Source organism: uncultured Roseivirga sp. (assembly GCF_963973945.1).
Lineage (GTDB): Bacteria > Bacteroidota > Bacteroidia > Cytophagales > Cyclobacteriaceae > Roseivirga.
The window spans coordinates 1-16,597 of the sequence record NZ_CAXBBV010000004.1; the positions used below are offsets into that span (position 1 = coordinate 1).

The window sequence follows — 16,597 nt, forward strand, 5'->3', positions numbered from 1 at the left end:
TATAATTTTGTTCTAAACAGAAATTAACATTGACTTTTAACACAGTTCATTGCGAACCTGCCAAAGTTTTTCGAAGTAGAGCTGATTACGTGAAGCAATCTCAATGATGACCTAACCGTAAAGACCGCAAAGACCAAATACTTCGTCATCCTATGTTTGGATGTAGAAAGGAGGACAGAATAATATTTTGTAGTTTAATAATTACAGAAGAAGAGAAGGGGTAAAGATTATAAGCCCAATGGATATTACTGTTTAATCAATTAATTTCACTAAAATAGCACTTGTTAAAAGGTGCGTATAGCATAGCTATTTCCGTAGCTAACGTGAACTTTTTGCTAATTATTTGAAATATATCGAGCACTAAAGTGCGCGTTATAGAACGTTATAGGCAAGGTAAAAACAGCAACCTAATCTTAATATGGAATCTGAAGAGTTAAACAAAATAGTCGAAGCAGAACAGCAAATGGAGACACTTGAAACGGAAGTGAAGAAATTCGCTAACGGACTTCCCTATTGGGCAAAATATCTTGCTGAAAATATTTTATCGGGAAATGCTATTTCAGATAACGATATTGATACTTCATATTCTTTTTTGCTCGAAGAACTGAAACTCAAAGAGGAAACAGAAAAACCTGAAATTGAGATTAACTATCATTCAGCAAGTACAGCAAATCACAAGTCTGATTTGCTTTTAACCAAACTTGAAAATGTTGAAGGCGTAAATGCCTTAAGCGAAAATCAAACTATTGATTTTAGTTCAAACCTTACGATTATTTATGGTGCTAATGGTTCAGGCAAGTCAGGCTATGTAAGGTTGTTAAAAAAGGCTTTCTACTCTAAAGTAGAAGAAGATATTTTACCAAATGTTCACCTTGAAAGTGGACATAAAATAGTAGATGCAAAATTTACCTTTAAATCCAACAAAACGGATATTCCTTTATTATACTCGCAGAAGGACAATGCAGAGTTTGAACAGTTTGCGATTTTTGACGGAAAAGGTGTATTCAAACAACTTTCAGATAGGAATGAATTTGAATTCCGTCCAGCAGGGCTATGTTTCTTTGCCGAATACACAAATGCAGTCATTCGAGTTGAACAAAAACTAAATTCTGACATTGCTACCAAAAATTCAGGAAACACAGCAGATGATCTTTCTGCTTTATTTGATGGGGAATCAGAAATTAAAACCATTGTTCAGAACCTAAATGCTCAAACTAACATTGACGACCTGAAAAAGCACACTCCTTTTTCTGATGAAGATAAAGTTGAAAAAAAGAAAATTCAGAAAGAATATGATGAGCTTTTTTTAGCTTCAAAAGGAAAAGAGAAAGAATTAAAGAACCTTGAAGCAATTAAAAAACAATTAGGCGAAAACAAAACTTCAATTGAAATCCTAAATAAATATTTTGAACGAGACTATCTAACAAAAATCAAAGATGCAATTACAGACTGCATCACAAAAACGGCATCAGCAAAAGCCGAAGGAATTGAAAACTTTAAAACCGATAAAATTGAAGGAATAGGAACAGAAGAATGGAAAAATTTTATTGTAGCTGCCGAAGCGTTTGCTAAAAAACAGAAAACAGAAAATGTAGGTTATCCCGAAAATGGAGACAACTGCATACTTTGTCAGCAATCACTTTCAGGAGAAGCCGAAAATCTGATTATCAATTATTGGCAATTCATTAAGAGTGTAGCAGAAGAAAACGCAAAGAAAGCACAAGAAGCACTTGAAAAAGTAAAACAAGCATTTGAGAAACTAAACTTTGACTTGTTTCCGAAAGACAACACTCTTACAGTTTGGCTGACCGAAAAATATCCATATGAGTTAGAGGTGTTAAAGAAAAAACTTTCGGAACAGAAAACGCTTGCTCAAAACATTATTTCCGACATTCAAAACAAAACAGCAAACGAAATAGAGGAAATAAAAATCAGTACAGTACAACACACCAATATTGAAACGGCTATTGACGAATCCATCAAGGTTATTAAGGAAGATGAACAGGCAAAGCAGTTGGCTAATTTGCTGAAAGCAAAAACGCTTTTGGAACACAAAGAGAAATTCAATACCCATTTTTCAAAGTTTGAAACTTACGTCAATAATCAGGTTTGGCTTAAAAAAGCAGCGAAAGCCAACTTTGCAAAACGTAAAATTACAGACACTGAAAAAGCTTTATCTGACAAGTACTTCAATCAAAAATACATTGATGTTTTTAATGAAGAATGTCAAAAACTCAATGGAAATTTCGGGATTGACATCAATCATACAGGTTCGGCAGGTAAATCATACAGGCAGCTTAAATTAAAAGGAACAAACCCAAATGCTGTTTTAAGTGAGGGAGAGCAAAAGGTAATTGCAATTGCAGATTTTCTTGCAGAAATGCAGTTATCGGAAATAAACAAAGGGATAGTTTTTGACGACCCTGTTACTTCATTGGATGAAAAAAGAAAAAGTGAAATTGCAGAACGACTTGTAATTGAATCTTCACAAAAACAAGTTGTCGTTTTCACACACGATTTGGTGTTCGTTTCATCCTTAATCGGCCATTGTAAGGATTTAAACATTGTCAACCAATGTCATTGGATTGAAAACGTAGACGGCAATCAACCAGGTACAATTTGGTTAAATAACACTCCTTCATTTGAAAAAGGATACAAAACATCAGGTAAAGCTCAAGAATACTACACTGAAGCGAAGAAATCTCCACCTGAAATTAGAGAGGATAAAATAAAAAATGGTTTTGCGGCATTAAGAACGAGTTACGAGACTCTTGTTGTTTTTGGGCTATTCAATGGTGTTGTCCAAAGATTTGAAGAAAGAGTAAGTGTAGATAGTTTAGGTGCTGTTATTTTTAATGACGAGTTAAGAGAGAAAGTTCTTGACAGTTTCTATCAGTGCTGTAGATATATGGAAGGACATTCTCATAGCGATAAATACTCTTTCAAAAAACCAAGTTTGGAGAATCTAAATGAAGAAATTCGTAGATTCGATGAGATTAATAAAGAAGTTAAAGAAAAACGAAAGGAAATAAATAAATAAAGCCAGCCCATAACAATGTATATAAAAAATAGGCGAAACAGTAGTGAAATCAAGGAACTTACCTCTTATTAAACTTTGTAGTTAACCTAAAGTTTCGTGCTTCGAAATCGCCTACTTTTCATATACTAACCGTTGTACTTCATACTCTTACTCATGGAAGAATCACCAGAAAACAACAAAATTGAACTCATACCCTCTGGCAGCTCACCGCAGCAGGTTGAGACATCAATAGCAGCATTTAATGAGCCGTTGAGTAACTTATTAACGCACATAGGATTGCCCACAGAGAACGTTCTTATGCCAATCGAAGAACGAAGAAAAGTGATATTTTCCTTAGAGAGTGCGTTGGAAGTATTACCGTATGACCAAAGGCAAAAAGCATTTTACTTATCGAAACTTACAGTTGCGATAACAGTGGGACTTTTTGACGGAGCTCTCGCCTTCTTATGGGATGAAACAGTTAAGTCTCTGAGACAGCTGATAATAAAATTCGATTTAGACTACTTCTTCAATGTTGCTGGTGAACTCGCTTCAAGATATAAAAAGCTGAGTGGTGAGGAGGATATGGAAGCAATCTCCGATTATGACTTACTTGATATATGTAGAAGGATTGGACTAATTAATGATGTCAACTTTAAGCGTCTTGAGCATGTAAATTATTTCCGAAATCATGCAAGTTCTGCACATCCCAACGACAATGATTTGTCAGGAATGGATATGTTAAGTTTCCTTGAAAACTGTCTGAAATATGCAATAACTGCTGAACCTGATATCTCAGTAGTGAACATCAAAAGGTTTTTGGATAATGTTCGTAAAAATGAAATTCCTGCTGATGATTACCAACATATTGGTAGAGATATCGCCAAACAACCTCAAGAACGAATTGATGACTTACTCCTCACACTATTTGGTAATTTCTGTGCTCCAGACATTGAACAAAAGGTTTCGGATAATATTGAAGGGCTCGCTCCATATATTTGGAACGCAGCTTCTGAAGCAGCTAAATACAAGGTTGGAGCCAAGTTTGGACTTTACCGCGTAAACGGGGATGTTCAAAGGAAAGACTCAACACAAAAGTTCCTAGAAGTTGTCGATGGACTAGGCTACAAAGATGAAGATAGTCTAGCAGCAGAATTACTGGATAAATTAGAAAATCTTAAGAGTGTTCATTTTTCCGGAAACAACTTTTATAACGAATATTCGCATGCCAAATCAATAGATAATTCATTATCGAATCGAGGAATTCCCACCGCTGCTCGTAAAATGTTTGTAAAGGTCATATGCGTTTGCTATGCAGGAAATGGGCTTGGATATAAGCAAGGAGTGGATGAAAGAGCACTTCCTTATTATGTAAAATTCATTAAAATGTTTAAGGTCCAAGAAACAACCGATTTCTTGAAGTTGTTCTCTGATTCAGAATTTACAATTGATCTTAATAGAACACTGCCAGATCAACGAATTAGAGATATCGCTAAGACTCTTAAAGACACCACTACGGATGTTCATATCAACAAGGCTTTGGATGTAATTATTAACTTTTCTACAAGGAGTCTAAGTAAAGTTGCAGGAGATTCTAGGTTCAAACAACCTCTTAAATTCATATAAATAAAGATGCATAACAAATGCTAAAAATGAATATGCAACTGAGCCTTTTGATAAGATATTGCAAACTGCAAACTGCAATGCATCTAGCAACTGGAACGCATACTCATCATAGCCAGAGCGTTAAAAACCAAAAAAAAAGCACCTCTCGGTGCCTTTCAATTCTTAGTTAAGTTCGTGCCAGCCTTAATAGAAAAACAGATAAGCGATAAATACAGCGGCAATTACCCCCACAAGGTCGGCTATTAAGCCAGCGGTAACCGCATACCTAGAGTTTTTAATATTCACCGAACCGAAGTACACGGCCAGTACATAGAAGGTGGTTTCGGTAGAACCTTGGAAGACACTTGATAGGCGGCCTACAAATGAATCGGCTCCAAAGGTGCGCATTGATTCTACCATCATTCCTCTGGCACCGCCACCACTTAGCGGTTTCATTAAGGCGGTTGGGAGGGCATCCGCAAAATCGGTATTCATGCCAGTAAGGGCAAACACTTCGCGAAGCCCATTTACAAGAATATCTAAAGTGCCCGATTGTCGGAAAACACCAATGGCCACCAAAATGGCCACTAAATAAGGGATGATCTTAATGGCTACATTGAAACCGTCTTTCGCGCCTTCAATAAATGCCTCGTAAACATTGATCTTATTTTTGAGTGCGAGCCCAATAAAAGAGGCGATCACCGTAAATAAAATAAGACTACTGGCCACCGAAGAAATGACCTGAACTTGCTCTTGCGGAATACTTTGGAAGTAATAAATCGCTAAAACGATAAAGGCGGTAAGCGAGCCTAAATAAAGCAGAATGGTTTTGTTCAGCAGATTAATCCTTTGGTAAAGTGCAACCGTAACCAATCCTGCCAAAGTAGAAAAGAAGGTAGCCAATAAAATAGGGATGAAGATATCTGCTGGGTTGGCTGCACCTTCCGTGGCCCTATATGCCATAATGGAAACAGGGATTAGTGTTAAGCCCGAAGTGTTCAATACCAAGAACATAATCTGGGCATTGGAGGCAGTGTCTTTATTGGTATTGAGTTCTTGCAAACCACTCATGGCCTTTAAACCTAGGGGAGTGGCGGCATTATCGAGCCCTAAAAAGTTCATCGAGAAATTCATGACCATGGGGCCAAAAACAGGATGGTCCTTTGGGATGTCCGGGAAGATTTTGGTGAACAGCGGACTGATAAATCGGGCAATAATGGCTACAACTCCACCTTTTTCACCCACGCGCATTATGCCCATCCACAAAGTTAAAACTCCAGTTAAGGCCAATGAAAGCTCAAAACCTGTTTTCGCCATGTCGAAAGTACTTTGGATCATGGCCGGAAAAACTTCGGTATCACCAAAGAAGATCAGTTTGATGAGCGCGACCACAAAGGCGATTAGGAAAAAGGCAACCCAGATGTAATTTAAAGCCATGGGTGAATTTAGAATTAAGATTGACGATTTACAATTTTGTTGGTCGAGATGCTATTTTGAATAAGGTGTTTTAAACCAAATTCATCAAATGCACTGCAGCCATACCAGCCGTTTCGGTACGCAAACGATTGGCGCCTAGGCTTACTTTTATAAAACCCGCGGCCAAGGCCATTTCCACTTCGCGTTCGCTAAAATCTCCTTCAGGGCCAATCATCACTAAGTTTGAAGTCGAACCGACCAGCTTGTCTTTCAATAAAGCTTCGTTTTCAAAATCCACATAAGCGATAAACTTATAGTCGGCTTGAACCTCTTTGATGAAGTTTTTGATGGAAGTCAGTTCATCGAGTTGAGGCATAAAAGCCTGTCCCGATTGCTTCATGGCACCAATGGCTTTTTTTATAATTCTATCCAGCTTCAATACTTTCCTTTCGGAATGATCGCCCAAGAGGAATGAGATTCGGTCTACACCCAACTCCACTGCTTTTTCCACGAACCACTCGGTGCGGTCCAGGTTTTTGGTAGGTGCAATGGCCAAATGCCTGAAAGTGGAATGTGGGTTGACCTCTTCTTTGCTTATGATTTCGAAAGCGCATTTTTTATGGTTGGCCTCTGTAATGTTGGCGGTATAAAAGCTGCCTTTGCCATCGGTAAGTTGAATGCTATCGCCTGATTTTAAGCGCATAACTTTAACGGCATGCCTCGACTCTTCGTCATCTAAATGCAAAGTGCCTGCGGGAATATCGGGTTGATAGAATAAGTGCATAAGCGGGTTTGGTCACTAAAATAGGAATAGATGCCTTGATTTCAATTATATTCGTTGCGAATGAAGGCAGAGAGAATTTTTTCACCCCAACAATACCGCTGGATTCAGTTGGCCATCAACCTGCTTTTTATAGCCGTTTGGTGCTTCGCCAACGAAGGCCTTTCGTTTTGGGATGACTACACTTACCTCAATTTTGCCAATGAAATCAATCAAGGCACTTTTGAAGTAACCACCAATCATTTTACAAGTAGGTTAGTCCTTATTTACCCCACCGCTTGGTTTATTGACCTCTTTGGGATTAACGAATACAGCATGGTAATTTTTCCTCTGCTTTGCGGTTTGGGGCTGATCAACCTCTTTTTCTTTTTGGCGAATAGGGTGAATTACTGGATTGGGCTTTTGGGCGGAATGCTCATTCTCTGTGATTACCACATGATCAATTTCGCCATTCACCTTTTTCCAGAACTGCCATTAACACTCTGTATTTTTATATTTCTGGTGGGCTATTATTTAGTGCTGAAAAATGAAGCGGATTATCGGTTGACAGGGTTTATTACGGCCACAGCCTTATTGGGTGCATTTTTGATCAAAACCACGGTATTTCTATTGTTGCCGCTGCTGGCCTATCTCTTTATTACTGATAGAATTAATAGAAGGAATAAAGGCTTTTGGCGCATCTTCATCAGTTTAGGTGTTTTCTATTTTCTGCTCCACGGTTTTTGGTATTTAGAAACCAAAGGCAGCTTTATGTATCGGTTCGAAAATATTGCCAACAACCATGTGGCCACCGTAAAAACCTTTTTCGATAAGGAATCTCTACTTTGGAAGCGCCTGACTTATTTGCCGTTAATTACCTTCACCAAGGGCGGTTATTTTATTCCGCTGCTATTGGCTTTGCCTGCCATGATTGGCTTAAAGCGAAAGGATTTCAGCCTAAAACAAGCGGATAAATTTTGGCCCATTGCCAGCCTGATCTTAATGCTGAGCTATTGGTTCTTTTCCACTAACTGGCGGTATTACAGTCCGCTACCGTTAGAAACACGACATATCGCTTTTTTCATTCCTGCTTTTATTATGACAGCCGTTACTTTTTGGCCTCAGCATAAGTGGTTCGAATTATTGAAAAACAAAGCCATACTGATTGCAGCTGTGTTTGGCTTTTTAATGATTCCCGCTTACACCATTTACAAATCGGGCAACAGAGGCTTTAAAGCAGAGCAAAGCATTGTACAGCAGTATTTGGTGGAAGATAAAGCAGCCCAAACCGTCATTACTGATGGACTCAATTCTTATGGTTATCCTTACTTCTACAATTTCAACAAAGTAGAGGATAAGTATTTCTGGTTCTCAGAAATGGATTTTTCTCAAATCGAAATTGGTGATTATGTTCTGCTCAATGAAGCTTACTTCAATGAAGAGTATAATGACACCGCCAATTTTACCGCCTTTAAAAATGCAGTTTCCGAAAGGCAATGGTATCTCGATTTAATTGAGGAAAAGGGAAGAGTGAGGTTTTATAGAATTAAGAAATCTCTTTAAAACCTGACAGGTTTCAAGAACCTGTCAGGTCTGTTTCGAAAAACTCTAGTTCACCCTCTAATCTCCAGCGCTTTATTCTTCAGTTCGGTCTTGGATTGATTCAAAGCTTGGGGAATAAAGCAACAACCATTTACCTACTAAGTAAGGGTTATAATTTTATTGCTATAATTCGTTACTTTGTACTATGGATATTAAAACAGAGAAACTTCATTTAATAGAGCGACTGATACAATTGCAGGATGCTACTATTGTTTCTCGTGTAAATGCTTTTCTACAAAGTGCACTGGAGGAGAGGGACGAATTATTGGAAAACTCTATTGATAAAGGGGTTGAACAATCCAAGTCCAATGAAGTCCATGACCACGAGAATGTAATGTCCGATATGAGGGCCAAGTATGGCTCATGAATTTCGTTGTTAAATGGACAACTGAAGCCAAGTTCACCTTGAACGAAAACCTTGACTATTTGAGCAAAGAATGGGATGTATTAACCATCAATAATTTCCTTGATCGAATTGATGAAGTAGTAAATTCAATTCGACAAAACCCTAAGTTGTACCCTGTCTATAGAAAGTCTGATCAGGTTTATAAATGCGTTATAAATAAGCACATTACTTTGTTTTATAGAGTGTCAAAGTCAGCCAATAGAATTGATTTAATCACTTTTTGGAATACTCACCAAGACCCAAAATCACTAAGGGTCTGATTTAATTGAGGAAAAGGGGAGGATGAAATTTTATAGCATTAGCCGCTAATTTCTAATCCTTTGTTCTTTGAATCGGTTTTTGGGTTGACCCTAGCGTTCACTAGCCCACTGCGGTAACTGGTGCTTGCCTGCCTAGAGGCAACCAGCACTATTAAAACAAAAAAAGAGTGCCTTTTCAGACACTCTTAATTTCTAATTTGGAAAGTGATTTCCTTATCTCTTAAACTGCTTTGAAACAATCAAGTCTTTGGTGCCGTGGTTCCAAGAATAGAAACCTTCGCCAGATTTCACGCCTAAATAACCAGCGGTGACCATGTTCACCAATAGCGGACAAGGTGCGTATTTCGGGTTCCCGAAGCCTTCGTAAAGCACATTCATAATAGAAAGGCAAACGTCTAGCCCAATAAAGTCAGCCAGTTGCAATGGCCCCATCGGATGCGCCATGCCTAGTTTCATTACCGTGTCAATTTCTTCAACACCCGCCACGCCTTCAAACAAAGAAATGATGGCTTCATTGATCATTGGCATCAAAATACGGTTGGCCACAAAGCCAGGGTAATCATTTACTTCTACAGGTACTTTGCCCAATTTCTTTGAAGTTTCCATCACCAAAGCCGTTACTTCAGCCGAAGTCGCATAGCCGTTGATCACCTCTATCAGTTTCATGACCGGAACAGGGTTCATAAAGTGCATCCCAATCACCTTGTCAGGTCGGTTGGTGGCGGCACCAATTTTAGTAATTGGAATAGAAGAGGTGTTGGAAGCCAAAATACATTCAGGCTTGGTGAAGGCATCTAAATCACGGAAGATTTTAAGTTTGATGTCTACGTTTTCGGTAGCCGCTTCAATCACCAAATCGGCATTGGCTACGCCAGTTTTAAGGTCGGTGTGGGTAGTAATATTTGCTAAAGTCGAATTTTTAGTGGCTTCGTCAATTCTTTCTTTGGCCACCATTCGATCTAAATTCTTTTCAATGGTCTTTACGGCTTTCGCCAAAGCGTCAGCAGAGATATCTACCAAATTTACAGCAAAGCCGCTTTGCGCATAAACATGAGCGATTCCGTTGCCCATTGTACCCGAACCAATTACTGATATATTTTTCATAACCTATGTTTGATTTTTCTATCCTAAGCACAAATATAAAAGGGTGATTAAGAAAATTGTTTCATCAGCGGGTTTATTGCCAAAGCTATTTCCATATTTGCCCTATGCTACTTGAAATTTGTGCCAACTCCATAGAATCTGCCCTCAACGCCCAAAACGGTGGAGCCGATAGAATCGAACTCTGTTCGCACCTTGAAGCCGATGGACTCACGCCCAGCCACGGTTTGATTAAACTGACTAGAGAACTACTTCAGATTCCTGTGTATGTGTTGATCCGGCCACGAGCGGGTAATTTTGTGTATTCCAAAATGGAAATGGAACTCATGAAAGAAGATATTTGCCATTGTGCCGAAATGCGCTGCGATGGCGTGGTGATTGGTTGCCTTAATGAAGACAGAACCATTAACGAATATCAAACGGCAGAACTGCTGGAATGCGCCAGTTTTCTAGACGTTACTTTCCACAAGGCTTTCGACCAAGTGCCCAATCCATACGAAGCACTGGAAACATTGAAGGAAATCGGGGTTCAGCGTATACTTACTTCGGGCACCGCCCCAACGGCTTTGGAAGGTTTAGACACCATAGGCGAGTTGATTGAAGAAGCCGAAGGCGAAATGATTATTATGCCGGGTGGGGGCGTAAGGCCTAACAATTTGGAACGCTTATTTGAGACTGGCGCTACGGAATATCACAGTGCGGCCATTCCGAAAAATGAGAACACCACCAGTATAGAAATGGTGAGGGAATTAAAGCGGATTCTACAACTTGCTCAAAAGTAGTAAGAGGATTTCTATGTATTGATCATTGTGCATCAAATGAGCCTCCTTATCTTATGCATATTTTTTAAAAATGAAGGAAGTTAAAAAAGTTGAAGTAAAATTTTATCATGCCGTATTGCCTGTTGCCTTTCTATCCATCATGATTGGCTATGGCTTGATTCTTCGGCCACAATTCCTAAATCAAGAAGCTTTTCCACTTGAAATTGTTTTTCTATTGGCTTCGGTGTTTTCGATTTCCCAATTGCTTATTATGGGTTTTGCTTGGGACGATATTCTCAAGGCCATTGTCAAGAAATTGGCCAAAGGCTTACCCGCCATCCTGATCCTTTTTGCCATTGGAGTGATTATAGGTTCTTGGATAATTAGCGGCACTATTCCAATGCTGATTTATTACGGCATTAAAATGATCAATACCGATTACATCTATGTGCTGTCCTTTCTAATTCCTATTATTTTCTCCACCCTTACGGGAACCTCTTGGGGCTCGGTGGGTACAATTGGTGTGGTACTAATTGGAATGGCAGGCGCTGTCAATGCCGATTTAGCCATTACGGCTGGCGCGATAGTAGGGGGTGCTTATTTTGGTGATAAAATCTCTCCGCTTTCCGATACCACTAATTTGGCGGCCATGGCAGCAGAAACGGATTTGTACGATCACATCCGATCTATGATGTACACCACACTGCCCTCAGCACTTATTGCCGCCATCATCTACTTTGTTATGGGTTTTGTGAAGCCTGTGGGTGATGGTCAAATAGATACAGAGCAAATTACAACAACGCTTACTGCGATTGAATCCATGTTCAATTTTAATGTGTTCTTGTTTATTCCTCCGTTGATTGTGCTTTACGGTTCTATCACCAAAAAGGGCACTTTGCCCACGCTATTGGCTTCTTCTATGGTGGCCGCAATTCTGGCACTTATCTTCCAACAATATACCATGGACGATGTGATCAATACACTCAACAAGGGTTTTGATACTTCGATGGCGACTTGGATGACCACAGTGCCCGAAAATATTGTGACGCTCTTTACTCGTGGCGGACTGTATGAATTGAGTTTTGCCATTATGCTCTCTTTTGTAATTTTTACTTATGTGGGCTCTATCGATATGATTGATGCCATGCCACGACTGGTCAACCGTATTTTCTCCTTTGCTAAAACAAGGTCTTCGGTGATTATTTCGTCCTTATTTGCGGCTGGTTTTACGAACGCGACCACCTCCAACCAAAGCGCGACCAGCTTTATTATTGGCGATGCTTTTGGCAAGAAATACGATCAGTACAAAATCCCAAGAAAAGTGCTTTCACGTTCGATTGAAGATTACGGCACTATGATCGAAAATATTATTCCTTGGACGACCACGGGCGTGTTTTTAGCCGCTACCTTAGGTGTGGCTGTGGGCGATTATTGGCATTGGCAACTCATTACACTAATCAATTTAATCATAGCACCATTGCTCGCCATTACAGGAAAAGGATGCTTTTATAACGAAGTGAAAGAAGCGAAATCAGATGAAAAATAAACAACCCATTCAACCCGAAACATTATTGGCACACGATACGGAAAGGCATCCCAATGGAGCTGTTGTGCCTCCAATTTTTCAAAACTCACTTTTTACTTTCGAAAGCTGGGACGATATCGATCATGCCTTCGATCATCGATTGGACAGTTTTATCTATACGCGGGGTAAAAACCCAACGGTGAAAATGGTGGAGGAGAAACTGGCCGCATTGGCAGGAGGGGAGAAGGCGCAACTGTTTCCTTCGGGAATGGGTGCCATTTCTGCTGCGGTAATGCACTGCATCAAGGCTGGAGATCATGTGGTGGCGGTGAAGAATTTATACGGTCCAGCCAATAACTTCCTCACGGCTTATCTGAAACCCAAGTTTAATCTTGAAATCACTTTTGTTGAAGGCAAGGAAGTGGCTGAGTTTGAAAACGCAATTCAAAGCAATACCAGTCTCATTTTTCTAGAAAGCCCTTCTTCTGCAGTTTTTTCATTGCAGAATATTTCAGGAGTCACAGCATTGGCCAAGTCCAAAGGTATTAAAACCATTATCGACAATACTTGGGCCACGCCATTGTTCCAGAAACCTCTGGCCATGGGTGTCGACCTGGAAATGCACTCTTGCTCTAAATACATTGGCGGTCATAGCGATGTGGTGGCTGGTGTATTAATAGGCAAGGCCAAGTTGATTGATTCCATTTCACTGCGAGAATACGAATGGATTGGGGCTAAAATGGCGCCTTTCGAAGCATGGTTGCTTTTGCGCAGTTTACGCACGTTCACAGTTAGAGTAAAGCAGCACCAAACCAACGCAAAAGTGGTAGCGAAATTCTTGGATCAGCATCCAAAAATAGAATTGGTGCGGTATCCTGGGCTCGATCATTTCGATCAGAAGGAATTGGCGCATCAGCAAATGACGGGTTTTACAGGATTAATGGGCTTTCAGTTGAAAACTACCAATCTGCCGAGCATTAAAAAGTTCGTGAATTCACTTCAGCTGTTTCAGATAGGGGTAAGCTGGGGCGGACATGAGAGCTTGATTTATGCGCCTGCCATCAGTTATTTAAAAGAACTAAGCCCCGATCAATTTGATGCCCTTGGGATCTCTTTGGGCGATATGCGCATTTCCGTAGGCCTCGAAAACGCTCAAGACCTCATTGATGATTTGAATCAGGCTTTGGATGGGATTTAGTAACCGTTATTAAACCGCAAAGAACGCTAAGTAGCGTAGAGTTGAATTTATAGAACAGAGTCCTAGGGTATAATTGTCGTAGGTTCTCCGAACCTACGACAGTAGTGGCAGATTTGTTCCAAGCCATAAGACACATAAGCTACTCGTTGTGTGAACTATCGTCCAGTAGAGTCATCCTGTAAGGATCCTTTTCAGAAACACAGAAGTGATTGACTGTTGAAGCGTGAAATTCCACAGCCTCGAAACCTACGGAATGACTCCAGATTTCATAAGACACACAATGCTCTCATGACTTATTTAAAAAGAACACATGCCCTAAATTCAAATAATACCCATATCATTGTTTAATATATAAACTGTATTGCATGAAAAAGTTGTTGATTTTAATCTTGTTTCCTATCCAGATGATGGCGCAAGATCTTCCCGGTTCGGTAAAGTTTTGGAATACATTACAAACGCATTGTGGAAAGTCTTATGAAGGAGAAATCACGGCCGGAGGAGTAGAGGGAGATGGTTTTATGGGAGAGAAACTCGTGATGCATGTTCGTTCTTGCGAAGAAAACACAATCAGAATTCCATTTTTTGTGGGTGAAGATAAGTCTCGTACTTGGGTTTTTACAATGACAGAAGATAAGCTCATTCGTTTAAAACACGACCATAGACATGAAGATGGTACTGAAGATAAAGTCACACAATATGGTGGCTTAAGCTCCAATACAGGCTTGGCCAATATTCAGTTTTTCCCTGCAGATCAAGAAACTTCAGACCTAATACCTTATGCCTCTAACAATGTTTGGTGGGTGACAGTAGATGACAAAAGCTTTACCTACAACCTAAAAAGAATTGGAAGTGATCGCCTGTTCTCAGTGAAATTTGACCTTACCAAAGAGGTGAGTACCCCAAGCGCACCTTGGGGATATTAACGACTTTTATTAAACCGCAAAGAACGCTAAGTAACGCAGAGGCGCACAACTTACCGTCACTCTGAGGTTGAGCTTGAAGAGCGTCTGTACGAGATTGCGGTTAAGTAATCAGTGAGATTGCTTCACGTAGGCTCATTCACTTCATTATACATTCTCAGGTTCGCAATGACGGTGGAGCAGGCCTTTGAGGTATAAATGTTTGGGTTTTGTGGTGAGCCTCGGTCACTGTCATTGCGATGAATTGGAAGCCGCTAGGCAAGAATTCAGAAGCAATCTCACATGAAAACAGGCAGCAGCTACCGATATAGTTTTGTAAACCATTGCTATGTTATACCTCATCAATTCTTACAACCCTTAACCCTAATCATTCATAAACGCAGGCTGATTCATACTAATACAATGAATTCCACCACCGCCCAAATTGACAGCAAGGGCATCGATCATCACTACTTTTCGGTTAGGGAAAACAGACTGCAAGACTTGGGCAGCCTTTTCATCTTTTAACTTCAATTCCTCAGGCATTCCTGCTCTCCAGCAAGATTGACCCACAATTACCTTGTCGGTAATAATGAAATTGAGGTAACTGAGTGCAGCCATCACTTTTACGGTTTCCCCTTCAGGAAAAGTACTTCCATCTTGATAATCGAGTGTTTTGATGTATTCATACACATAATCTCCAGGGCTCATGGTCGAGAAAATAGTACCCGGAAGCGGCAGGCGTACAATAGTAAATGCTTTGCCGTCTTGGTCAGTGGCAGAAGACAGTATCTGGTAATTCTCCTCAATGCGTTTGTGGTTTTCAAAAGCAATTGGATCGTCAAATTCAGCGCTGTCTATTTCTGCCAAAAGAATGGTGGAGTCATTTACAAAACGGGCGAATTCATCGATATGACCATTGGTAGTCACTACGGTATAAGCCTTTGTGCCGTCCGAGGTGGTGACGGGCCCAAGGAATGTGTGATTGTCTTCCACCAAACCTTGATTAAGCCAGATGATTTTTTTAACGCCCAAAAGCCTTTTGTATTCAGCTTCCATTTCCTGCTTGGTCATGCCTGGGTTTCTACCTTCTTCCACTGAGGCTGTGGTGATCATTGTCCCTTTTCCATTCACTTCTCTATTTCCGCCTTCACTAATCATTGCGCTGGAAATGACGGGTAAATTAAAGTGCTCAGCGACCCTTACATCATACATCTCTTCGGCTTTGGTATCAAGGTCTAAAGTGTCCGAATAACCCCAAGCATTGAAGTTAAAGTCGGCAATGGCCATGGTGTTTTGGTTCGTTTCTACGAAGATTGGCCCCATGTCTCTTGCCCAAATTTCAAACGAAGGAATTTCTAAAAGAGTGATGTTTTTCAGCGATCCAAAATGGTTTTTTAATACTTCACTGGCATGGTTCAGAAGTGTTTTGTCCTTACAAGTCACCACAATGTTTACATCTCCAATAAGCGCTTCAATAATTGAAAGCGTGACTTTTTCAACAGATTCCCCTTCTTTATGATCGGTGGCTGGCCATATCAACCAAATGGCTTCCTGACTTTCAAACTCTGCTGGTTGATTGACAACAAATAACTCATCCTCTTGCTTTGGCGAAGCACATGAAATCATCAATAAGACAATCAGGAGGCTGGTGAAAAGTGATTTCATAGGGTTGGGGTTAGGGAGCAACGCTAAGTGCTAGCAAGTTTATGGCACGCATATTCCACGTAATTTATTAAAAAGTCCTTATAGTCAGTACACAAATAATATTGGCCTTGAGGAAGTTGTTATAAACTATAAATTACATATGCCTCTCGTTGTGTGAGCCATTGCCCAGAACAGTCACCTTGTAAAGGTCTTTTTCAGAAACACAAAGGCTTGTGAGTCGTGAAATTCCGAAGCCTCGGAACCTACGGAATGACTTGCAAAACGGGTTATGTTTAACCGCAAAGAACGCTAAGTGACGCAGAGCTAATTTGAGGTACACCGAAACACCCCGAAGTTATGCGGGCGGCATGACGTTCTGAATAAGCTTTATTTGACAG

13 protein-coding genes are annotated in these 16,597 nt (G+C 40.1%); 9 read left to right on the forward strand and 4 right to left on the reverse strand.

The annotated features are described in order from the left end of the window. The first annotated feature begins 418 nt into the window (after positions 1-418). Both AAC026_RS08330 and AAC026_RS08335 read left to right on the forward strand, forming a co-directional pair. A complete protein-coding gene (locus AAC026_RS08330) occupies positions 419-3,040 on the forward strand; it encodes an AAA family ATPase (RefSeq protein WP_339696934.1) in 2,622 nt (873 codons plus the stop codon). A 153-nt stretch (positions 3,041-3,193) separates the two neighbouring features. Beyond that, a complete protein-coding gene (locus AAC026_RS08335; protein WP_339696936.1) occupies positions 3,194-4,645 on the forward strand; it encodes a hypothetical protein in 1,452 nt (483 codons plus the stop codon). A 183-nt stretch (positions 4,646-4,828) separates the two neighbouring features. On the opposite strand, the gene AAC026_RS08340 is transcribed toward AAC026_RS08335, so the two are convergent. Next, entirely contained in the window at positions 4,829-6,061 is a 1,233-nt protein-coding gene (locus AAC026_RS08340; protein WP_339696938.1) for a nucleoside recognition domain-containing protein, read from the reverse strand. A gap of 70 nt (positions 6,062-6,131) precedes the next feature. Continuing rightward, positions 6,132-6,824, reverse strand: coding sequence for a 16S rRNA (uracil(1498)-N(3))-methyltransferase (locus AAC026_RS08345; RefSeq protein ID WP_339696940.1), 693 nt, complete (start codon positions 6,822-6,824; stop codon positions 6,132-6,134). A 60-nt stretch (positions 6,825-6,884) separates the two neighbouring features. Here AAC026_RS08345 and AAC026_RS08350 point away from each other — a divergent pair, with 60 nt between their 5' ends. From AAC026_RS08350 to AAC026_RS08360, 3 genes are all read left to right on the forward strand, one after another. Then, complete coding sequence (locus AAC026_RS08350) at positions 6,885-8,363, forward strand: hypothetical protein (protein ID WP_339696942.1); 1,479 nt, start codon at positions 6,885-6,887, stop codon at positions 8,361-8,363. A gap of 184 nt (positions 8,364-8,547) precedes the next feature. After that, the gene (locus AAC026_RS08355) at positions 8,548-8,769 is read left to right on the forward strand and encodes a hypothetical protein (protein ID WP_339696944.1); all 222 of its coding nucleotides are present in this window, start codon (positions 8,548-8,550) and stop codon (positions 8,767-8,769) included. Further along, entirely contained in the window at positions 8,766-9,068 is a 303-nt protein-coding gene (locus tag AAC026_RS08360) for a type II toxin-antitoxin system RelE/ParE family toxin (RefSeq protein WP_339696946.1), read from the forward strand. Before AAC026_RS08355 ends, AAC026_RS08360 begins: the two co-directional genes overlap by 4 nt. Positions 9,069-9,281: 213 nt before the next feature. Here AAC026_RS08360 and AAC026_RS08365 read toward each other — a convergent pair whose 3' ends face one another. Continuing rightward, positions 9,282-10,172: a 3-hydroxybutyryl-CoA dehydrogenase gene (locus AAC026_RS08365; protein ID WP_339696948.1), complete on the reverse strand. Its 891-nt coding sequence runs from the start codon at positions 10,170-10,172 to the stop codon at positions 9,282-9,284. A gap of 104 nt (positions 10,173-10,276) precedes the next feature. Between AAC026_RS08365 and AAC026_RS08370 the strand changes: the two genes are divergently transcribed. From AAC026_RS08370 to AAC026_RS08385, 4 genes are all read left to right on the forward strand, one after another. Then, positions 10,277-10,951 carry a copper homeostasis protein CutC gene (locus tag AAC026_RS08370; protein WP_339696950.1) on the forward strand — a complete coding sequence of 225 codons (675 nt, stop codon included), beginning with the start codon at positions 10,277-10,279 and terminating at the stop codon, positions 10,949-10,951. A 70-nt stretch (positions 10,952-11,021) separates the two neighbouring features. Further along, positions 11,022-12,476 carry a Na+/H+ antiporter NhaC gene (gene nhaC, locus AAC026_RS08375; RefSeq protein WP_339696952.1) on the forward strand — a complete coding sequence of 485 codons (1,455 nt, stop codon included), beginning with the start codon at positions 11,022-11,024 and terminating at the stop codon, positions 12,474-12,476. After that, positions 12,466-13,653, forward strand: a complete 1,188-nt coding sequence (locus AAC026_RS08380) for an aminotransferase class I/II-fold pyridoxal phosphate-dependent enzyme (RefSeq protein ID WP_339696954.1) — start codon at positions 12,466-12,468, stop codon at positions 13,651-13,653. Before nhaC ends, AAC026_RS08380 begins: the two co-directional genes overlap by 11 nt. 365 nt (positions 13,654-14,018) lie before the next feature. Then, a complete protein-coding gene (locus tag AAC026_RS08385) occupies positions 14,019-14,576 on the forward strand; it encodes a hypothetical protein (RefSeq protein ID WP_339696956.1) in 558 nt (185 codons plus the stop codon). 360 nt (positions 14,577-14,936) lie between these two features. Here AAC026_RS08385 and AAC026_RS08390 read toward each other — a convergent pair whose 3' ends face one another. Next, positions 14,937-16,220 (reverse strand): agmatine deiminase family protein, encoded by a 1,284-nt coding sequence (locus tag AAC026_RS08390; RefSeq protein WP_339696958.1) that lies wholly within the window; start codon positions 16,218-16,220, stop codon positions 14,937-14,939. Positions 16,221-16,597 lie beyond the last annotated feature (377 nt).